We start from the raw sequence: 19,116 nt of genomic DNA on the forward strand, positions 1-19,116 counted from the left end.
GGACCCGCGGCGGGTCCGAGCCCCCCGGAACTCCGGGTCAGGCGAGGTGGCAGACCTCCGTGAGGGGTGTCATCGCCTCGTCGGGTCTGGCGCCGTCCAGCGACTCGAAGAACGGCGCCATCTCCTTCTGCCAGCGGGCGTTGACCGCGGTGGCCTCCATGCCTGCCTGGGCGGCCGCGAAGTCCTCGGTCTCCAGGTAGCCGACGAGCAGGCCGTCCTCGCGCAGGAACAGCGAGTAGTTGTGCCAGCCGGTGGCGGAGAGCGCGTCGAGCATCTCCGGCCACACGGCGGCGTGCCGCTCGCGGTACTCGTCGAGGCGGTCCGCCCGGACCTTCAGCAGGAAGCACACGCGTCGCATCAACACCCCTTGGGGAATCAGAAGTTGAACTGGTCGATGTTCTTGGCGTCGAACACGGTCGGCTTGCCGAGGCTGATCACGCCGTCCTTGCCGATGGTGTACGAGCCCATGGAGCCGGCCGTGAAGGTCTCGCCCTCCTTGCCGGTGATCTGCCCCGAGGCGAGCGCGACCGCGGTACGGGCGGCGAGTTCGCCGAGCTTGGCCGGGTCCCACAGCTCGAAGCCCTCGACGGTGCCGTTCTTGACGTAGGTGCGCATGTCGTTGGGGGTGCCGAGGCCGGTCAGCTTGACCTTGCCCTTGTACTTGGAGCCGGAGAGGTACTGGGCGGCCGCCTTGATGCCGACGGTGGTCGGGGAGATGATCCCCTTCAGGCCGGGGTACTCCTGGAGCAGGCCCTGGGTCTGCTGGAAGGACTGCTGGGCGTCGTCGTTGCCGTAGGCGACCTTGACCAGCTTCATGTCCTTGTACTTGGGGTCCTTCAGCTCCTCCTTCATGTAGTCGATCCAGGTGTTCTGGTTCGTCGCGGTCTGCGCGGCGGACAGGATCGCGATGTCGCCCTTGTAGCCGATCTGCTCGGCCAGCAGCTGCACCTCGGTGCGGCCCAGGTCCTCGGCACTGGCCTGGGAGACGAAGGCGTTGCGGCAGTCCGCCTTGGTGTCGGAGTCGTACGTGACGACCTTGATGCCGCCCTTCATGGCCTGCTTCAGCGCGGTGCACAGGGCGCCGGGGTCCTGCGCCGAGACGGCCATCGCGTCGACCTGCTGCTGGGTGAGGGTGTTGACGTACGAGACCTGGCCGGCGGTGTCGGTGGCGCTGGAGGTGCCGACCTCCTTGTAGCTGGAGCCCAGCTCCTTCAGCGCCGCCTCGCCGCCCTTGTCGGACGTGGTGAAGTAGGGGTTGTTGACCGCCTTGGGCAGGAAGCCGACGGTCAGGCCCTTCTTGGTGGCGGCGTTCGGGTCGGCCGTGCCGCCCGCGGCGGCCGAGCCGCTGTCGGCGGCGACGTCCTTCTTGGTGGTGCCACCGCAGGCGGTGACGGCCAGGGCGAGGGAGGTGACGGCGGCCAGGGCCGCGCAGGCACGACGGAGCGACGACTTGCGCATGGGCGTGTTCCTTTACGAGGGTGGGCGAAGTACGCGGGTGGGCGGAGCGGGATGCCGGGCTGAGGTGGAGCGGGAGTTACGGCGCCGGGCTCGAGGCGGCCCTGCGGCCCGCCCGTGCCACGGAGATCTGCCGCGCGACCCGGGGGCCGAGCACGGAGACGACGAGCAGGACGCCGGTGACGACGATCTGCGACTGGGCCGAGACGTTCAGCAGGCTCATCACGTTCTGGAGCGCGCCGAGCAGGAAGACGCCCGCGATCGCGCCGCCGAGCGTGCCCTTGCCGCCGTCGAAGTCGATACCGCCGAGCAGTACGGCGGCCACGACGGACAGTTCGAGGCCGGTGGCGTTGTCGTAGCGGGCGCTGGCGTAGTGCAGCGCCCAGAAGATGCCGGTGAGGGACGCCATCAGGCCGGTCACCGTGAAGAGGACCAGCTTCTGGCGCCGGACGCGGATGCCGGCAAAGCGGGCCGCCTCCTCGCTGGCGCCGATGGCGTAGAGCGAGCGTCCGAACGGGGTGGCGTGCAGCGCCACCACGGCGATCGCGAGCAGGACCAGGAAGGGCAGGAAGGCCTGCGGGAGGAAGCTGTCCCCCAGGCGTCCGGCCGCGAAGTCCAGGTACTGGGTGGGGAAGTCGGTCACCGCGTCGGAGCCGAGCACGATCTGCGCGATGCCGCGGTAGGCGGCGAGGGTGCCGATGGTGACGGCGAGGGAGGGCAGCCCGAGCCGGGTCACCAGCAGGCCGTTGACGAGCCCGCAGACCACGCCGAGCAGCAGGCACAGCGGGATGATCGTCTCGATCGCCATGCCCTGGTTCCACAGGGCGCCCATCACGGCGCCCGACAGTCCCGCCGTGGACGCCACCGAGAGGTCGATCTCGCCGGCCACCACGAGCAGGGTCATGGGCAGCGCGACCAGCGCGATCGGCAGGGTGTTGCCGATCAGGAACGACAGGTTGAGGGCGTTGCCGAACCCGTCGACGAAGCCGAAGGAGAACAGCAGGACCACGATGAGCAGGGCGCCGACGACCGTGTCCCAGCGGACGGCGCGCACGAGAGTGGAGTCAGCCATGGCGGGCGTTCCTCTTCTTCAGGGCCTGGGCCACGCGCAGCGCGACGATCCGGTCGACCGCGATGGCGAGGAGGAGCAGGATGCCGTTGATCGCGAGCACCCAGACGGAGCTGACGCCGAGGGCGGGCAGCACGCTGTTGATCGAGGTGAGCAGCAGGGCGCCGAGCGCGGCGCCGTAGACGCTGCCGGAGCCGCCGGTGAAGACCACGCCGCCGACGACGACCGCGCTGACGACGGTGAGTTCGTAGCCGTTGCCGGTGCCGGAGTCGACGTTGCCGAACCGGGCCAGGTACAGGGCGCCCGCGAGGCCTGCCAGGCCGCCGCAGAAGGTGTACGCGGCCAGGATCCGCTTGCGGACCGGGATGCCGGCGAGCCGGGCGGCCTCGGGGTTGGAGCCGAGCGCGTACATCTCGCGGCCGCTGCCGTAGTGCTTGAGGTAGTAGGCCGTGGCCACCAGGACGGCCAGCGCGATCAGGGCGAGCCAGGGCACCGCGGAGATGCCTCCGGCGCCGAAGTCGACGAATCCGCCGGGCAGGTCGGCCGCGGTGATCTGGCGGGAGCCGACCCAGATGGAGTCGATGCCGCGGATGATGTACAGCGTGCCGAGGGTGACGACGAGGGCGGGCACCTGGCCGAGGCTGACCAGCAGTCCGTTGAGCAGGCCGAAGCCGATGCCGAGCAGGATCGCCAGGGCGATGGCGACGACCGGGTTTCCGCCGCCCTGGAGGTAGATGCCGGCGGCGAAGGCGCTGATGCCGAGGGTCGAGCCGACCGACAGGTCGACGTTGCGGGTGATGACCACCAGGGACTGTCCGGTGGCGACCAGGACCAGGATGGTCGCGTTCAGCAGGAGGTCCTTGACGCCCTGCTCGGAGAGGAACTCGCTGTTGCCCGCCTGGGTGACGGCGATCATCGCCAGGAAGACGACCAGGATGGCGAGTTCGCGCATCCTGAAGACGCGGTCGACCAGCCGGGTGCCGCCGGACTTGGACACTTCGCCGGCCGGGGCGGGGCTGGGTGCGGTCACCGTCATGCGGCGGCCCTCCCGGTGGCTGCGGCCATCACGGACTCCTCGGTGGCTTCGGAGCGGGGGATCTCGGCCGTGAGCCGGCCTTCGTGCATGACCAGCACGCGGTCGGCCATGCCGAGGATCTCGGGCAGGTCGGAGGAGATCATCAGGACGGCGACGCCGTCGGCGGCCAGCTGCGACAGCAGCCGGTGGACCTCGGCCTTGGTGCCGACGTCGATGCCGCGGGTGGGCTCGTCGACGATGAGCACCCTGGGGCCGGTGGCCAGCCACTTGGCCAGCACGACCTTCTGCTGGTTGCCGCCGGACAGGGTGGCGACGGCATCGGCGATCCGGGCGTACTTGACCTGGAGTTTCACGGCCCAGTCGAGGGAGCGGCTGCGCTCGGCGCCCCGGTCCACGAGACCGGCCTTCACGCTGGTGCGCAGTCCGGTCAGGCCGATGTTCCGCTCGATGGACATGTCCATCACCAGGCCCTGGGCGCGCCGGTCCTCGGGGACCAGGGCGATCCCGGCGGACATCGCGGCGGACGGGGAGCCGCCCGCGAGCGCGCGTCCGCCGACCTCGACCTCGCCCGCGTCCCGGCGGTCGATGCCGAAGACGGCCCGCGCGACCTCGGTGCGGCCGGCTCCGACCAGTCCGGCGAGTCCGACGATCTCGCCGCGCCGCACCGCGAAGGAGACGTCGGTGAAGACACCCTCGCGGGTCAGGCGGCGTACGTCGAGGACGACTTCGCCCGGTGTCACGTCCTGCTTGGGGTAGAGCTCGTCGAGGTCGCGGCCGACCATGCGCCGGACGAGGTCGTCCTCGGTCATCCCGTCCAGTGGTTCGCTGGAGATCAGGGCGCCGTCGCGCAGGGTGGTCACCCGGCGGCAGATCTGGAAGATCTCCTCCAGCCGGTGGGAGATGAACAGGACGGCGGCGCCCTGGTCGCGCAGGGTGCGTACGACGCCGAAGAGGCGGGCGACCTCGCTGCCGGTGAGGGCGGCGGTCGGCTCGTCCATGACCAGGACCCGCGCGTCGAAGGAGAGCGCCTTGGCGATCTCGACGATCTGCTGGTCGGCGATGGACAGGCCGCGGGCCGGGCGGTCGGGGTCGAGGTCGACGCCCAGGCGCTGCATCAGGGCGGCGGTCGCCGCGCGGGTGGCCTTGTGGTCGATCCGGCCGAGGGCGCGCCGGGGCTGACGGCCCATGAAGATGTTCTCGGCGATCGAGAGGTCGGGAAAGAGCGTGGGCTCCTGGTAGATCACGGCGATACCGGCGTCACGCGCGTCGCCGGGGCCGTGGAAGACGACGGGCGCACCGTCGAGCAGTACCTGGCCGGCGTCCGGTCGGTGCACCCCGGCGAGCGTCTTGATGAGGGTCGACTTGCCCGCGCCGTTCTCGCCGGCGAGGGCGTGGACCTCGCCGGGGAACAGCGTCAGGGAGACGTCCCGCAGGGCACGGACGGCGCCGAAGGACTTGGTGATGTCCTTCAGCGCCAGCACCGGGGCCGGACCCGTGTCGGACGGGTGGGTCATTGGGGGCTCCTCGACGACGCCGGCGGGCTGGCCCTCAGCGTCGTGAAAGGTTTCAACTGGATTGCCGGGACGTTAGACAGATCCGGCATGTGGCGTCAATGGGTCCGTGTCGAAAAAGTTTCGACAGCACAAGGTCTCGTTCTTGTTACGGAGAGGCGTCCCGGCCGCAGGGGTTGACACCCGTTCGGAGGGCTCATAACTTCCCCATCTGAAACGTTTCATTGAACTCGTTCCCCCAACGACGTCCCAGGAGCCCTGAAGTGACCGATCTCGCCGCGGTGAAGGCCGCCCTCAAGACCCAGGCCGTCGAGACTCCGTCGTGGGCGTACGGCAACTCCGGGACCCGCTTCAAGGTGTTCGCGCAGCCCGGTGTGCCCCGCGATCCCCGGGAGAAGCTGGACGACGCGGCCCAGGTGCACGCCTTCACGGGCGTCGCCCCGACCGTCGCGCTGCACATCCCCTGGGACAAGGTCGACGACTACGCGGCCCTGGCCAAGCACGCCGAGGACCGCGGGGTGCGGCTGGGCGCGATCAACTCCAACACGTTCCAGGACGACGACTACAAGCTGGGCAGCATCTGCCATCCGGACGCGGCGGTGCGCCGAAAGGCTGTCGATCACTTGCTGGAGTGTGTCGACATCATGGACGCCACCGGGTCGCGCGACCTGAAGCTGTGGTTCGCCGACGGCACGAACTACCCCGGCCAGGACGACATCCGCGGCCGCCAGGACCGGCTGGCCGAGGGGCTCGCCGAGGTGTACGAGCGGCTGGGCGACGAGCAGCGGATGCTGCTGGAGTACAAGCTCTTCGAGCCCGCCTTCTACACCACCGACGTCCCGGACTGGGGCACCGCGTACGCCCACTGCCTCAGGCTCGGCCCGAAGGCGCAGGTCGTGGTGGACACCGGCCACCACGCGCCGGGCACCAACATCGAGTTCATCGTGGCCACGCTGCTGCGCGAGGGCCGGCTCGGCGGGTTCGACTTCAACTCCCGCTTCTACGCGGACGACGACCTGATGGTCGGCGCCGCCGACCCCTTCCAGCTGTTCCGGATCATGTACGAGGTCATCCGCGGCGGCGGGTTCGTGCCCGGCGTCGCCTTCATGCTCGACCAGTGCCACAACATCGAGGCGAAGATCCCGGCGATCATCCGCTCGGTGATGAACGTGCAGGAGGCGACCGCGAAGGCGCTGCTGGTCGACCGTGACGCGCTGGCCGCGGCGCAGCGCTCCGGTGACGTGCTGGAGGCGAACGCGGTGCTCATGGACGCGTACAACACGGACGTACGGCCGCTGCTGCGCGAGGTGCGCGAGGAACTCGGGATCGACCCCGACCCGATCGCGGCGTACCGCCGGTCCGGCTGGGCCGAGCGGATCGTCGCGGAGCGGGTGGGCGGGGAGCAGGCGGGGTGGGGGGCGTAGGCGTCTGCCGGGATCCGTCGTTTCGCGGGCTGCGGGCCGGTCGTGGCCGGTCGCACAGTTCCCCGCGCCCCTTTCCGTACTCACCCTCGTTCAAGAAGTTGGGAAGAGACAGTCATGGCACCGCACGCCGAAGCCGCCGCTCTCCTCGCCCGGTCTCATCGACTCGGCGCTGATCCGCGCAACACCAACTACGCCGGCGGCAATACCTCCGCCAAGGGCACCGACACCGACCCCGTGACCGGCGGTGACGTGGAACTGATGTGGGTGAAGGGGTCCGGCGGCGACCTCGGCACGCTCACCGGGGACGGTCTCGCCGTCCTGCGGCTCGACCGGCTGCGGGCCCTTGCCGGCGTCTACCCGGGCGTCGAGCGCGAGGACGAGATGGTGGCCGCGTTCGACTACTGCCTGCACGGCAAGGGAGGTGCGGCGCCCTCCATCGACACCGCGATGCACGGGCTCGTGGACGCCGCCCACGTGGACCATCTGCACCCCGACTCGGGGATCGCGCTGGCGTGCGCGGCGGACGGCGAGAAGCTGACCGCCGAGTGCTTCGGCGACACCGTGGTGTGGGTGCCCTGGCGGCGGCCCGGCTTCCAGCTCGGTCTGGACATCGCCGCGGTCAAGGCGGCCAACCCGCGGGCGATCGGCTGCGTCCTCGGCGGGCACGGCATCACCGCCTGGGGGGACACCTCCGAGGAGTGCGAGCGCAACTCGCTGCACATCATCCGCACCGCCGAGGCGTTCCTGGCCGAGCGCGGCAGGCCGGAGCCCTTCGGCGCGGTGATCGAGGGCTACGGGGCGCTGCCCGGGGCCGAGCGGCGGAAGCGGGCCGCGGCCCTGGCGCCGTACGTCCGCGCCGTCGCCTCGAAGGACCGGCCGCAGGTCGGGCACTTCGACGACTCCGACACCGTGCTCGACTTCCTCGCCCGCGCCGAGCACCCGCGGCTCGCCGCCCTGGGCACCTCCTGCCCCGACCACTTCCTGCGCACCAAGGTCCGGCCGCTGGTCCTGGACCTGCCGGCGGGCGCCCCGCTCGACGAGGCGGTCGCCCGGCTGAAGGAACTGCACGCCGAGTACCGCGAGGAGTACGCCGGCTACTACCGGCGGCACGCCGAGCCCGGCTCCCCCGCGATGCGCGGCGCCGACCCGGCGATCGTGCTCGTGCCGGGCGTCGGCATGTTCTCCTTCGGCAAGGACAAGCAGACCGCCCGCGTCGCCGGCGAGTTCTACCTCAACGCGATCAACGTGATGCGCGGCGCCGAGGCGGTGTCGGCGTACGCGCCGATCGAGGAGTCGGAGAAGTTCCGCATCGAGTACTGGGCGCTGGAGGAGGCCAAGCTCCAGCGGATGCCGAGGCCCAAGCCGCTCGCCACCCGGGTGGCCCTGGTCACCGGCGCGGGCAGCGGCATCGGCAAGGCCGTCGCGCACCGGCTGGTCGCCGCGGGCGCCTGTGTCGTGGTCGCCGACCTGAACGCGCAGAACGCGGCCGCGGTCGCCGAGGAGCTCGGCGGCCCGGACAAGGCCGTGGCGGTGACCGTGGACGTCACCTCGGAGGAGCAGATCGCGGCCGCGGTCGAGGCGGCCCTGCTGGCCTTCGGCGGGATCGACCTGGTGGTCAACAACGCCGGGATCTCGCTGTCCAAGCCGCTGCTGGAGACCACCGCGAAGGACTGGGACCTCCAGCACGACATCATGGCCCGCGGCTCCTTCCTGGTCTCGCGCGAGACGGCACGGGTGATGATCGCCCAGGAGCTGGGCGGCGACATCGTCTACATCGCCTCCAAGAACGCCGTCTTCGCCGGTCCGAACAACATCGCCTACTCCGCGACCAAAGCCGACCAGGCCCACCAGGTGCGGCTGCTCGCGGCCGAGCTGGGCGAGCACGGCATCCGCGTCAACGGCGTCAACCCGGACGGGGTCGTGCGCGGCTCCGGGATCTTCGCGGCCGGCTGGGGTGCCCAGCGGGCGGCCGTGTACGGGGTGGAGGAGGAGAAGCTGGGCGAGTTCTACGCGCAGCGGACCATCCTCAAGCGCGAGGTGCTTCCCGAGCACGTGGCGAACGCCGTGTTCGCGCTCACCGGCGGCGACCTGACCCACACCACCGGACTGCACGTCCCCGTCGACGCGGGTGTGGCGGCCGCGTTCCTGCGATGAGCGCCACCGGCACGCCGTCCACGGCGCGGTCGTACGCCGCGGTCGACCTCGGCGCGTCCAGCGGGCGCGTCATGGTCGGCCGGGTGGGCCCGGACCTCCTGGAGCTGTCCGAGGCGCACCGCTTCCCCAACCGGCCGGTGCGGGTGCCGGAGGGGCTGCGCTGGGACATCCTCGGGCTGTACGCGGGAGTGCTGGAGGGGCTGCGGGCGGCCGGGGCCGGCCACGGCGGCCGGCTGGACTCCGTCGGCATCGACAGCTGGGCGGTGGACTACGGGCTGCTGGACGCGGACGGCGCCCTGCTCGGCAACCCCGTGCACTACCGCGACGCCCGCACCGAGGGGGTCGCGGAGAAGGTCTGGGCGACCGTACCGGCCGCCGAGCTGTACGCGCGCACCGGACTCCAGTACGCCCCCTTCAACACCCTGTACCAGCTCGCGGCCGCCCAGGGTTCCGCCCAACTCTCCTACGCCGAGCGCCTGTTGCTCATCCCGGACCTGCTGGCGTACTGGCTCACCGGCGAGCAGGGCACCGAGCTGACCAACGCCTCGACGACCCAGCTGATCGATCCCCGCACGCGCGAGTGGTCGTACGACGTCGCCGCCCGGCTGGGTGTCGACCTCGGCCTGTTCGCGCCGCTGCGCCGGCCCGGCGACCCGGCGGGTCTGCTGCGGCCCGAGGTGCTGGAGGAGACCGGGCTGAGCGGTCCGGTGCCGGTCACGGCGGTCGGCTCGCACGACACGGCGTCCGCGGTGGCCGCGGTCCCCGCGACGGGCGAGCGGTTCGCGTACATCTGCACCGGCACCTGGTCGCTGGCCGGTCTCGAACTGGACGCACCCGTGCTGACCGAGGAGAGCCGGGCCGCCAACTTCACCAACGAGCTGGGGCTGGACGGCACGGTCCGCTATCTGCGCAACATCATGGGGCTGTGGCTGCTCCAGGAGTGCGTACGGGCCTGGGGCGACCCGGACCTGGGGGCGCTGCTGCGCGAGGCGGCCGAGGCGGCGCCGCTGCGCTCGGTGGTGGACGCGGGCGACGCGGCCTTCCTGGCGCCCGGCCGGATGCCGGAGCGGATCGCCGAGGCCTGCCGGGCCGCGGGCGAACCCGTGCCCCGCACCCGGGCCGAGACCACCCGCTGCATCCTCGACTCGCTCGCCCTCGCCCACCGCCGGGCCGTCGAGGAGGCCCAGCGGCTGGCGGACCATCCGGTCGACGTCGTGCACATCGTCGGCGGCGGCACCCGCAACGCGCTGCTGTGCCAGCTGACCGCCGACGCCTGCGGGCTGCCCGTGGTGGCCGGCCCGGCGGAGGCCGCCGCGCTCGGCAACGTCCTCGTGCAGGGCCGGGCCCACGGGGTGGTCGGCGACCTCGCCGACATGCGGGGCCTGCTGGCCCGTACCCAGCCGCTGACCCGCTGCGAACCGCGCGGCGACACGGCCGTGTGGCGCGCTGCCCAGGCCCGGCTCACCACACGCTGAGCCGGGGTCCGCCCCGCTTTCCCCGGCTCCCCCGCTTCCCCGACCCGTCGGCGCCTCCCCACTACGCTCGTCGCGTGGAGGGGAAGGCGCCCGGCACTCACCCGACGATCCATGCGATCCATGACTAGGAGCCGCGATGCGTGTCGCACTGTTCCTGACCTGTGTCAACGACACGCTCTATCCGGACACCGGCCGCGCGGTGGTGAAGCTCCTGACCAGGCTGGGCGTCGACGTCGACTTCCCGGCGGCGCAGACGTGCTGCGGGCAGGCGCACTACAACACCGGCTACCGGCACGAGGCGGAGCCGCTGGCCCGGCACTTCGCCGATGTCTTCGGTGAGTACGACGCGATCGTGACGCCCTCGGGGTCGTGCGGGGCGATGGTGCGGGAGCTCTATCCGCGGATGGGCGAGCGGGCGCGGGCCGAGGGGCGCGGGGACTCCCTCGCCGCCACGCTGGCGCCGGTGGTGCCGAAGACGTACGAGCTGTCGGAGTTCCTGGTCGACGTGCTCGGGGTGACGGACGTGGGGGCCTGGTACCCGCACACCGTGACCTATCACCCGACCTGCCACGGGCTGCGCAGCCTGGGCCTGGGCGACCGCCCGCGGCGGCTGCTGGGCGCCGTGAAGGGGCTGGAACTCGTCGAACTGCCGGGCGCCGAGGAGTGCTGCGGGTTCGGCGGCACCTTCGCCGTGAAGAACGCCGACGTCTCGGCCGCGATGGGCGCGGACAAGGTGCGCAACGCCGAGTCCACCGGCGCCGAGGTGCTGTGCGCGGCCGACAACTCCTGTCTGATGCACATCGGCGGGACCATGACCAGGCTGCGCACCGGCATCCGGCCGGTGCACCTCGCGGAGATCCTGGCGAGCACCGAGGAGGATCCGGCCGTATGAGCGGGACGTTCGTGGGAATGCCGGCCTTCCCCGTGGCCGCGCGCGAGGCCGTCGGCGACAAAACTCTGCGTGCGAATCTGCGGCACGCCACGCACACCATCCGGGCCAAGCGGGCGAACGCCGTGGCCGAGGTGTCCGACTGGGCGGGGCTGCGCGAGGCGGGCAAGCAGATCAAGGACCACACGCTGCGCCATCTCGACCGCTACCTGGTGCAGTTGGAGGAGGCGGTCACTGCGGCCGGCGGCACCGTGCACTGGGCCGCCGACGCCGAGGAGGCCAACCGGATCGTGGCCGCTCTGGTCAAGGAGACCGGCGAGTCGGAGGTCGTCAAGGTCAAGTCGATGGCCACCCAGGAGATCGGCCTCAACGAGGCGCTGGAGGCCGAGGGCATCCGCGCCTACGAGACCGATCTCGCCGAGCTGATCGTGCAGTTGGGCAAGGACCGGCCCTCGCACATCCTGGTCCCGGCTATCCACCGCAACCGGGGCGAGATCCGGGACATCTTCGCCCGCGAGATGGGCGCGTGGGGAAGGCCCGCCCCCGAAGGGCTGACCGACACCCCCGCCGAGCTCGCCGAGGCGGCCCGGCTGCATCTGCGGGAGAAGTTCCTGCGCGCCAAGGTCGGGATCTCCGGGGCCAACTTCATGGTCGCCGAGACCGGCACGCTCGTGGTCGTCGAGTCGGAGGGCAACGGGCGGATGTGCCTGACCCTGCCCGAGACGCTGATCTCGGTGGTCGGCATCGAGAAGGTCGTGCCGACCTGGCGCGACCTGGAGGTCTTCCTCCAGACGCTGCCCCGCTCCTCCACGGCCGAGCGGATGAACCCGTACACCTCGACGTGGACCGGCACCACCGACGGGGACGGGCCGCGCGTCTTCCATCTGGTGCTGCTGGACAACGGCCGCACCGACACCCTCGCCGACGAGGTCGGCCGCCAGGCGCTGCGCTGCATCCGCTGCTCGGCGTGCCTCAACGTCTGCCCGGTGTACGAGCGGGCCGGCGGCCACGCCTACGGCTCGGTCTACCCGGGGCCGATCGGCGCGATCCTCAGCCCCCAGCTCAGGGGCACGGCGAGCGAGATCGACGCCTCGCTGCCGTACGCCTCCTCGCTGTGCGGTGCCTGCTACGAGGTGTGCCCCGTGGCCATCGACATCCCCGAGGTGCTGGTGCACCTGCGCGAACGGGTCGTCGAGGGCGGCGAGGTGACGCGCGGCGGCAACAAGGTCGTGCTGCAGCCCGCGAAGGGCCATGCCGCCGAACGGGCGGCGATGCGGGCGGCGCGCTGGGCGTTCGGCCGGCCCGGTGTGCTGCGCGCCGGCCAGCGCCTGGCCTCCCGCACCCGGCGGCTGCATCCGCGGTCCCTGCCCGGCCCCGGCCGGGCCTGGAGCGCGACCCGGGACCTGCCGCCGGTGCCCGCGGAACCGTTCCGCGACTGGTGGCAGCGCACGAACGGCGGAAAGGACGGCGCGAAGTGAGCAGCAGGGAACGGATCCTGGGCCGGGTACGGCGCGCGCTCGCCGACGTGCCGCCGGACGACGCTCCGTACGAGCGGGCGGTGGAGCGCGACTATCTGCGCGAGCACGGCGGTCTGAGCGCCGAGGCGACGGTCGACCTGCTGGCGCGGAACCTCGCGGACTACCGGGCGATCGTGCACCGCGTCACCGAGGAGGAACTGCCGTTGCTCGTCATGGAGCTGCTCGCCGAGCGCGGGTCGCGGTACGTGCTGGTGCCGCCGGGGCTGCCGCCGGAGTGGATGTCCGCGGCCGACCCCACCCGGATCCACGACCGGGCCGTGAGCACGCCCCGGCAGCTGGACGAGGTGGAGAGCGTGGTCACCGGCTGCGCCGTCGCCATCGCCGAGACCGGCACGATCGTCCTGGACGGCGGTCCTGAGCAGGGCCGCCGCCGGATCACCCTGATCCCGGACCACCACATCTGCGTCGTGCGGGTCCCCGGCCAGGTCGTGTCCTCCGTGCCGCAGGCACTCGGACGCCTCGATCCGGCCCGCCCGCTGACCTGGATCTCCGGTCCCTCCGCGACCAGCGACATCGAACTGGACCGGGTGGAGGGCGTGCACGGCCCGCGCACCCTGGAGGTGGTGCTGGTCAGCGGCGGGTGAGGGGCGGGTGAGCGGCGGGGGCGCACTCCTCGCGGCCCGGCCTTGGCTTCACCCGGGCGCAGATGACAGCATGGGTGAGCAAGCGCTTGGCCAGTCGGGTCGGCAGTCAAGCGGTACGTGCCTGGACGGACGGCCGGAGCCCGGCTCGCCCACGACCACCGGAGGCCCCCGTTGTTCACGTCCGTCGACGATGTCACCGCCCGTCTGGCAGCGACCGGCTATCTGGCCTCCCCCGCCGTGGCGACCGCCGTCTTCCTCGCCGGCCGCCTCGGCAAGCCCCTGCTGGTGGAGGGCCCCGCGGGCGTCGGCAAGACGGAGCTCGCCAAGGCCGTGGCCCAGGTGGCCGAGGCCCGGCTCGTCCGGCTCCAGTGCTACGAGGGAGTGGACGAGTCACGCGCGCTGTACGAGTGGAACCACGCCAAGCAGCTCCTGCGCATCACCGCCGGACGCGGCGAGACCTGGGACGAGGCGCGCACGGACATCTTCAGCGAGGAGTTCCTGCTCCCCCGCCCGCTGCTGAGCGCGATCCGCGGTGACGAGCCGACGGTCCTGCTGATCGACGAGACCGACAAGGCCGACATCGAGGTGGAGGGGCTGCTGCTGGAGGTGCTCAGCGACTTCCAGATCACGGTGCCGGAGCTCGGGACCATCACCGCGACCCGCCGCCCGTTCGTCGTGCTCACCTCCAACGCCGGCCGCGAGCTGTCCGAGGCGCTGCGCCGCCGCTGTCTGTTCCTGCACATCGGCTTCCCCGAGGAGGAACTGGAGCGGCGGATCGTACGGCAGAAGGTCCCGGAGCTGAGCGAGGCGCTCACGGCGTCGGTGGTACGGGTGGTCGGCGCTCTGCGCGCGATGGACCTGCGCAAGGTGCCGTCGGTCGCCGAGACCGTCGACTGGGCGCACACCCTGCTCGCGCTCGGTGCCGACACCCTCGACGAGGACGTCGTACGGGCCAGCCTGGGAGTGCTCCTCAAGCACCAGGACGACATCCTCAAGGCGGCCGCCAAGCTCGATCTGGACGCCGTATGACCGCGCCGGCGGACGGCATGACCGGGCCGGCGGACGACCTGGCGGCCCGGCTGACGGGCTTCGTCGCCGCGCTGCGCGACCACGGTCTGCGCATCGGCACCGGCGAGACCGTGGACGCGGCACAGGCGGTGGCCGCCCTGGGCCTGACCGACCGCGAGCTGCTGCGGGCGGGCCTGGCCGCGACCCTGCTGCACACGGAGGGGCAGCGGCGGGTGTTCGACCCGGTCTTCGACCTCTACTTCCCGAGCAGGACCGGGGCGCCGTCCACCACCGGTGCCGTGGACCGGGAGGAGCTGCGCGAGCGGCTCGCGCGGGCCCTGGCCGCCGACGACGCGGCGCTGCTGGGGCGGCTGGCGGCCGAGGCGGTGGACGGCTTCGGCGGGTACGGGAGTTCGCCCGGCTCGGACGGCTGGTCCTCGTACCAGGCCCTCGACCGGATCAGGCCGCAGACCCTGTTCGCGCGCGTCCGGGACGACGTCCGCGCGCGGAACGGTGGTTCCGGGTTCGCCGACCGGCTGCTGGACGACGAGATCCGGCGGCGGATCGAGGCCTTCCGGGGGCAGGTGGCGACGGAGGCACGACGCCGGGTGGCCGAGCGGCGCGGCCGCGACGAGATCGCCCGGCGCGCGGTGGCCCCGAGCGCCGACCGGGTCGACTTCCTGTTCGCGGGCCGGGACCGGCTGGCCGAGCTGCGCCGGAGCGTGCAGCCGCTCGCCCGCAAGCTGGCCACCCGGCTGGCCGCCCGCCGCCGCCGGGCCGCCCGCGGCACCATCGATCTGCGGCGGACGCTGCGCGGCTCGCTGTCCACCGGCGGGGTGCCGATGCGGCCGGTGCTGCGCAGGCGGCGGCCGGTCCGCCCCGAGCTGGTGCTGCTGTGCGATGTGTCGGGCTCGGTGTCCGGATTCTCGGACTTCACGATGCTGCTGGTGCAGGCGCTGCACGAGCAGTTCAGCAAGGTGCGGGTGTTCGCCTTCGTCAACCGGGTCGACGAGGTGACCGGTCTGCTCGTGCGCGGCGCGGCCGACCCCGAGGGCCTGAGCGCCCGCATCCGGGCGGAGGCGACCCTGACCGGCTGGCACGGCAGCAGCGACTACGGAGTCGCGCTGGGCGAGTTCGCGGAACGGTACGAGGGTGCGGTCGGGCCGCGCACGACCGTCTTCGTGCTGGGCGACGGCCGGACGAACATGAGCGACCCGAATCTGCCGGCCGTACGCCGGATCGGCGAGCGCGCCCGCCGCCTGTACTGGCTCAATCCGGAGCCCCGCGCCCAGTGGGGCACCGGCGACTCGGCCGCGGCGGCGTACGCCGGGCTGGTCGAGATGCACGAGTGCCGCAACGTACGGCAGCTGGAGGCGCTGGTGGGGCGGCTGCTGCCGGTGTGACCACCTGGTGCCTGCTCGGGTGCGCCGCCCCCGGCCGGGTCCGTCGGACTCGTCGGCCCCGTCCGGCTCGTCAGGCCGGGGCCGCGCACAGGGCGGCGAAGCGTGCGGCGTCGACGTTGCCGCCGGAGACGATCACCCCCACCCGGGGCGGGAGAGGACCGGCGCGGCGCGCGAGCAGCGCGGCCAGCGGGGTGGCGCCGCTCGGCTCGACGACGGTCTTCAGCCGTTCGAACGCGAACCGCATCGCGTCCCTGATCTCGTCGTCGGAGACCAGCGCGATCCCGTCCACGAGACGGCGGTTGACGGCGAAGGTCAGTTCGCCGGGAGTGTGCAGGGCCTGTCCGTCGGCGATCGTGCGCGGCACCGGGACGGTCACCCGCCGGCCCGCGGCCAGCGAGCGCCGGGTGTCGTCACCGGCCTCCGGTTCGACGCCCGTCACCCGGATGTCCGGGCGCAGTCCCTTGGCCACGGTGGCGCTGCCGGCGATCAGCCCGCCGCCGCCGACCGGCACCACCAGCAGATCCAGCTCACCGACCTCCTCCAGGAGTTCCAGGGCGGCGGTGCCCTGGCCCGCCATCACATCCGGATGGTCGTAGGGCGGGACGAGCGCGAGACCGCGTTCGGCGGCCAGGGCCTCGGCGACGGCGACCCGGTCGCCGGTGTAGCGGTCGTACGTGACGATCTCGGCGCCGTAGCCGGCGGTCGCGTCCCGCTTGGAGCGCGGGGCGTCCTCGGGCATCACGATGACGGCGGTGGTGCCGAGTTCGCGGGCGGCCAGGGCGACCGCCTGCGCGTGATTGCCCGAGGAGTAGGCGGCGACGCCGCGGGCGAGCTGCGCGGGAGCGAGCCGGGACAGCGCGTTGTAGGCGCCGCGGAACTTGAACGCCCCTGCACGCTGGAGGTTCTCGCACTTGAGGAACACCTCCGCGCCGACGAGGCCGTCCAGGGTCCTGGAGCGCAGGACCGGCGTGCGGTGGGCGACGCCCTTGAGCCGCGCGGCGGCGTCGAGCACGTCGTCGAGGGTGATGGGCAGGGGTGCGGCGGCGGTCACGGCTGTACTCCCTCGTCGGTCCGGTCGGGGGTGGTGGCGGGCGCAGGTGCGTCGGGTCGGGAGTCCGCCGCTCTGGACTGCGAGAGATAGGTGTAGGCGGAGGCGCGCGAGATGCCCAGGCGGGTGGCGACCTGCTCGACGGAGCGCCGCACCGCGAAGACGCCGCGTTCGTCCAGTCCGCGGAACAGCTCCAGGCGCTGCGGGCGGTCCAGCGCGGCCCAGGGCTGACGGTGACGCAGCTGATGGGTGTCGAGGATGGCGTCGACGACGGAGTCGATGTCGTTGCCGTACGTCGTGACGGGCGGCTCGGCGGTGCCGCCCCCGAAGCCGGCGAGCGCGCCGAGCAGGGCGTGGGCCTGGCCGACCGCGGTCACGTCCACGTTGACGCAGAGCGCGCCGAACACCGCGCCCGTGGAGTCGCGCAGCACCATCGTGGACGCCTTGACGAGGGCTCCCGAGCCGGTCCGGGTCAGATAGTTGAGCTCGTCGGACGCGTGGTCGCCGCGGGCCAGCATCCGCATGCCGATCTCGCTCATCGCCCCGCCCACCGCACGCCCCGTCACCGAACCCGCGACGGCGACCACCGAGTGCTCCGGACGCCGGTAGTCGTGCAGCACCACCTCGCACACCGGTCCGAAGGTCGCCACGATCCCGTCGAGAACCGGGGCCAGGGCGCCCAGGACCGCGTCCCGCTCCCGCTCCAGGTCCGCATCCGTCATCCGCACTCCCCCTTGCGTCCGGATCGGCGGTCCAGGATGTTCCAGTCCTGGATTTCCAGTCCAATCTCTGTACGAAAAATCTAACCCCGGGACGGGGGAAACGGCAAGGGCGGACCTCCGGGGACCGCCCTTGCCGTTCGCGTCCGCTCCGGTCAGGCGGCCAGGATCTTCTCCTTCGCGCGGCGGAACTCCTCGTCCGTGATGTCTCCCTTGCTCCGCAGCTCGGACAGCTTGGCGAGCTGGTCGGCACTGCTGGGCGTGGTGGCGGTCTGCCGGATGTAGCTGTCGAACTCCGCCTTCTGCGCCTGTGCCTGTTCGATCTGGCGGCGGCCCATGTTCTTGCCACGCGCGATGACGTAGACGAAGACACCGAGGAAGGGCAGCACGACGACGAAGATCAGCCAGCCCGCCTTGCCCCAGCCACCGAGCGTGTCGTCACGGAAGATGTCGACGATGATGCGGAAGAGCAGGACGAACCACAGGATCCACAGGAAGAACCACAGCATGGTCCAGAACGTGCTCAGCAGCGGGTAGTCGTAGGCGAGGTACACGTTTCCGTCCACTTTCCGTCCTCCTCCGTACAAGGCGGTCGCCCGTCGGTCGGTTCGTGCGCATTCAGCGTGGGCGGTGGACCGCCCGGCCGCCTCACCCGGCAGGGGTGAGCTTCCCGGCCGGTCAGGTGAGTCCGCCGCTCCTCATGGCCTTGCGGAGCCCGGCCCGCAGGGTGAACGCCACCGCCACCTCCAGCAGGCCCAGCAGTACGAGCCACAGGCCGAGCAGCCGGGTCAGGACGACCGCGGACTCTGTGGGCAGGGCCAGCACCACGATTCCCGCGACGACCCCGAGCGCGCCCACGCCGAACAGGACGCCGCGGTGCGGCAGGCCCTTGGCGGCGACGGCCATGTACACCGTGACCATGCCGGACACCAGCCAGGTCACGCCGACGATCAGGGAGAGCGCGGCGATCGTCTGGAGCGGGTTGCGCAGGCACAGCACACCGGCCAGCACGAACAGCACCGCGAGCAGGAGCCGGGTGATCCGTTCCCCCTGGCCCTCCGGGCCGAAGGCCATGACGAATCTGAAGAACCCGGCGAGCAGCAGGTACACGCCGATGATGACCGCCAGGATGTGCAGGGTCTCGTCGGGCCACACCAGGATCAGGATGCCGGGCAGCAGGGTCGCGAGCGCCGTGGCCAGGGCCCAGTGCCAGGACGAGCCGACGGCGCCGAGCATCCGGGCGGGGTCGTCCGGGGCGACCGGGCCGCGCCCGGCGGGGGTCTGCTCCGGCCCGGCCGGAGGTGTGGGACGAGGCGGTACGGTCATGGCTCCTCCTCGTGTGCCGGTCACCGGCCGGGAGCCGTGTCCCGGCGCGGCGACGTCACGGACCGCTCGGCTTCAGCGTCCCCCCGGCCGTCGTCCCCCGGGATCACCCGAACCGGGTGACCGGTGGCCGCGGGGCGAGCACGGCGTGGGACGGCGGCGGTCCGGTGTGGTTCACTGCGCCAGCCTTCGCATCTCCGCGAGGTGCAGGCCCAGCGACTGGAACCGGGCCAGCAGCCCGTACAGGTGCGCCTCGTCGACGACCGGCCCGAACAGCAGGGTCTGGTCGGCCGCGACGACGTACTCCAGTTCGGGGAATGCCTCGGCCAGCGTTTTCGACATGTGTCCGTCGATACGGAACTCGTAGCGCATGAGCGGCCCTCCCCACGGGTGGCGTGCGCGGTCTCCCCCGCTCCACGATGGTCCGTCGCGCGACGGCGTACGGCCTCACCCTGGTGAGGTGAACCGGCAGCGGCCGGT

Annotated in this window: 18 protein-coding genes; 8 read left to right on the forward strand and 10 right to left on the reverse strand. The window is 72.1% G+C overall.

Annotation, left to right across the window (positions count from 1 at the left end):
- Window positions 1-37 precede the first annotated feature (37 nt).
- The 5 genes from ABT085_RS14325 to ABT085_RS14345 all read right to left on the reverse strand — a co-directional run bounded on the left by ABT085_RS14325 (window position 38) and on the right by ABT085_RS14345 (window position 5,074).
- Window positions 38-358 carry an L-rhamnose mutarotase gene (locus ABT085_RS14325; RefSeq protein WP_351606250.1) on the reverse strand — a complete coding sequence of 107 codons (321 nt, stop codon included), beginning with the start codon at window positions 356-358 and terminating at the stop codon, window positions 38-40.
- Window positions 359-375: 17 nt separating this feature from the next.
- Complete coding sequence (rhaS, locus tag ABT085_RS14330; RefSeq protein ID WP_351606252.1) at window positions 376-1,458, reverse strand: rhamnose ABC transporter substrate-binding protein; 1,083 nt, start codon at window positions 1,456-1,458, stop codon at window positions 376-378.
- A gap of 76 nt (window positions 1,459-1,534) precedes the next feature.
- Entirely contained in the window at window positions 1,535-2,527 is a 993-nt protein-coding gene (locus tag ABT085_RS14335) for an ABC transporter permease (protein ID WP_351606254.1), read from the reverse strand.
- Window positions 2,520-3,560: an ABC transporter permease gene (locus ABT085_RS14340; protein ID WP_351606261.1), complete on the reverse strand. Its 1,041-nt coding sequence runs from the start codon at window positions 3,558-3,560 to the stop codon at window positions 2,520-2,522. Before ABT085_RS14340 ends, ABT085_RS14335 begins: the two co-directional genes overlap by 8 nt.
- Window positions 3,557-5,074 (reverse strand): sugar ABC transporter ATP-binding protein, encoded by a 1,518-nt coding sequence (locus ABT085_RS14345; RefSeq protein WP_351606264.1) that lies wholly within the window; start codon window positions 5,072-5,074, stop codon window positions 3,557-3,559. The genes ABT085_RS14340 and ABT085_RS14345 overlap by 4 nt, the downstream gene beginning before the upstream one ends.
- Before the next feature lie 260 nt (window positions 5,075-5,334).
- Between ABT085_RS14345 and rhaI the strand changes: the two genes are divergently transcribed.
- The 8 genes from rhaI to ABT085_RS14385 all read left to right on the forward strand — a co-directional run bounded on the left by rhaI (window position 5,335) and on the right by ABT085_RS14385 (window position 15,546).
- Window positions 5,335-6,495 carry an L-rhamnose isomerase gene (rhaI, locus tag ABT085_RS14350; RefSeq protein WP_351606267.1) on the forward strand — a complete coding sequence of 387 codons (1,161 nt, stop codon included), beginning with the start codon at window positions 5,335-5,337 and terminating at the stop codon, window positions 6,493-6,495.
- A gap of 114 nt (window positions 6,496-6,609) precedes the next feature.
- On the forward strand, window positions 6,610-8,649 hold the full coding sequence (locus ABT085_RS14355; protein ID WP_351606270.1) for a bifunctional aldolase/short-chain dehydrogenase: 2,040 nt from the start codon (window positions 6,610-6,612) through the stop codon (window positions 8,647-8,649).
- A complete protein-coding gene (locus ABT085_RS14360) occupies window positions 8,646-10,124 on the forward strand; it encodes a rhamnulokinase (RefSeq protein WP_351606273.1) in 1,479 nt (492 codons plus the stop codon). The genes ABT085_RS14355 and ABT085_RS14360 overlap by 4 nt, the downstream gene beginning before the upstream one ends.
- A gap of 136 nt (window positions 10,125-10,260) precedes the next feature.
- Window positions 10,261-11,016, forward strand: a complete 756-nt coding sequence (locus ABT085_RS14365) for a (Fe-S)-binding protein (RefSeq protein WP_351606275.1) — start codon at window positions 10,261-10,263, stop codon at window positions 11,014-11,016.
- Window positions 11,013-12,491: a LutB/LldF family L-lactate oxidation iron-sulfur protein gene (locus tag ABT085_RS14370; RefSeq protein ID WP_351606279.1), complete on the forward strand. Its 1,479-nt coding sequence runs from the start codon at window positions 11,013-11,015 to the stop codon at window positions 12,489-12,491. Before ABT085_RS14365 ends, ABT085_RS14370 begins: the two co-directional genes overlap by 4 nt.
- A complete protein-coding gene (locus tag ABT085_RS14375; protein WP_351606284.1) occupies window positions 12,488-13,135 on the forward strand; it encodes a LutC/YkgG family protein in 648 nt (215 codons plus the stop codon). Before ABT085_RS14370 ends, ABT085_RS14375 begins: the two co-directional genes overlap by 4 nt.
- A gap of 171 nt (window positions 13,136-13,306) precedes the next feature.
- Complete coding sequence (locus ABT085_RS14380; protein WP_351606286.1) at window positions 13,307-14,164, forward strand: AAA family ATPase; 858 nt, start codon at window positions 13,307-13,309, stop codon at window positions 14,162-14,164.
- Window positions 14,165-14,181: 17 nt separating this feature from the next.
- Window positions 14,182-15,546, forward strand: a complete 1,365-nt coding sequence (locus ABT085_RS14385; protein WP_351606326.1) for a vWA domain-containing protein — start codon at window positions 14,182-14,184, stop codon at window positions 15,544-15,546.
- A 70-nt stretch (window positions 15,547-15,616) separates the two neighbouring features.
- Here the strand turns inward: ABT085_RS14385 and ABT085_RS14390 are convergent, their stop codons facing one another.
- From ABT085_RS14390 to ABT085_RS14410, 5 genes are all read right to left on the reverse strand, one after another.
- On the reverse strand, window positions 15,617-16,597 hold the full coding sequence (locus ABT085_RS14390; RefSeq protein ID WP_351606289.1) for a pyridoxal-phosphate dependent enzyme: 981 nt from the start codon (window positions 16,595-16,597) through the stop codon (window positions 15,617-15,619).
- On the reverse strand, window positions 16,594-17,316 hold the full coding sequence (locus tag ABT085_RS14395; RefSeq protein WP_351606292.1) for a helix-turn-helix transcriptional regulator: 723 nt from the start codon (window positions 17,314-17,316) through the stop codon (window positions 16,594-16,596). Before ABT085_RS14395 ends, ABT085_RS14390 begins: the two co-directional genes overlap by 4 nt.
- Window positions 17,317-17,468: 152 nt before the next feature.
- Window positions 17,469-17,879 (reverse strand): SHOCT domain-containing protein, encoded by a 411-nt coding sequence (locus tag ABT085_RS14400; RefSeq protein WP_351606294.1) that lies wholly within the window; start codon window positions 17,877-17,879, stop codon window positions 17,469-17,471.
- A 112-nt stretch (window positions 17,880-17,991) separates the two neighbouring features.
- Entirely contained in the window at window positions 17,992-18,639 is a 648-nt protein-coding gene (locus tag ABT085_RS14405) for an HdeD family acid-resistance protein (protein ID WP_502982725.1), read from the reverse strand.
- Between the two features lie 171 nt (window positions 18,640-18,810).
- Window positions 18,811-19,008 (reverse strand): DUF8691 family protein, encoded by a 198-nt coding sequence (locus ABT085_RS14410; RefSeq protein WP_351606296.1) that lies wholly within the window; start codon window positions 19,006-19,008, stop codon window positions 18,811-18,813.
- Window positions 19,009-19,116: the final 108 nt, after the last annotated feature.

Origin of the sequence: Streptomyces sp. NPDC002265, assembly GCF_040296125.1 — a bacterium.
GTDB lineage: Bacteria > Actinomycetota > Actinomycetes > Streptomycetales > Streptomycetaceae > Streptomyces.

Bases quoted from the DNA above. Each gene is read 5' to 3' on its own strand.
- ABT085_RS14325 (WP_351606250.1), bottom strand. From the start codon at position 358: ATGCGACGCGTGTGCTTCCTGCTGAAGGTCCGGGCGGACCGCCTCGAC.
- rhaS (WP_351606252.1), bottom strand. From the start codon at position 1,458: ATGCGCAAGTCGTCGCTCCGTCGTGCCTGCGCGGCCCTGGCCGCCGTC.
- ABT085_RS14335 (WP_351606254.1), bottom strand. From the start codon at position 2,527: ATGGCTGACTCCACTCTCGTGCGCGCCGTCCGCTGGGACACGGTCGTC.
- ABT085_RS14340 (WP_351606261.1), bottom strand. From the start codon at position 3,560: ATGACGGTGACCGCACCCAGCCCCGCCCCGGCCGGCGAAGTGTCCAAG.
- ABT085_RS14345 (WP_351606264.1), bottom strand. From the start codon at position 5,074: ATGACCCACCCGTCCGACACGGGTCCGGCCCCGGTGCTGGCGCTGAAG.
- ABT085_RS14355 (WP_351606270.1), top strand. From the start codon at position 6,610: ATGGCACCGCACGCCGAAGCCGCCGCTCTCCTCGCCCGGTCTCATCGA.
- ABT085_RS14360 (WP_351606273.1), top strand. From the start codon at position 8,646: ATGAGCGCCACCGGCACGCCGTCCACGGCGCGGTCGTACGCCGCGGTC.
- ABT085_RS14365 (WP_351606275.1), top strand. From the start codon at position 10,261: ATGCGTGTCGCACTGTTCCTGACCTGTGTCAACGACACGCTCTATCCG.
- ABT085_RS14370 (WP_351606279.1), top strand. From the start codon at position 11,013: ATGAGCGGGACGTTCGTGGGAATGCCGGCCTTCCCCGTGGCCGCGCGC.
- ABT085_RS14385 (WP_351606326.1), top strand. From the start codon at position 14,182: ATGACCGGGCCGGCGGACGACCTGGCGGCCCGGCTGACGGGCTTCGTC.
- ABT085_RS14395 (WP_351606292.1), bottom strand. From the start codon at position 17,316: ATGACGGATGCGGACCTGGAGCGGGAGCGGGACGCGGTCCTGGGCGCC.
- ABT085_RS14405 (WP_502982725.1), bottom strand. From the start codon at position 18,639: ATGACCGTACCGCCTCGTCCCACACCTCCGGCCGGGCCGGAGCAGACC.
- ABT085_RS14410 (WP_351606296.1), bottom strand. From the start codon at position 19,008: ATGCGCTACGAGTTCCGTATCGACGGACACATGTCGAAAACGCTGGCC.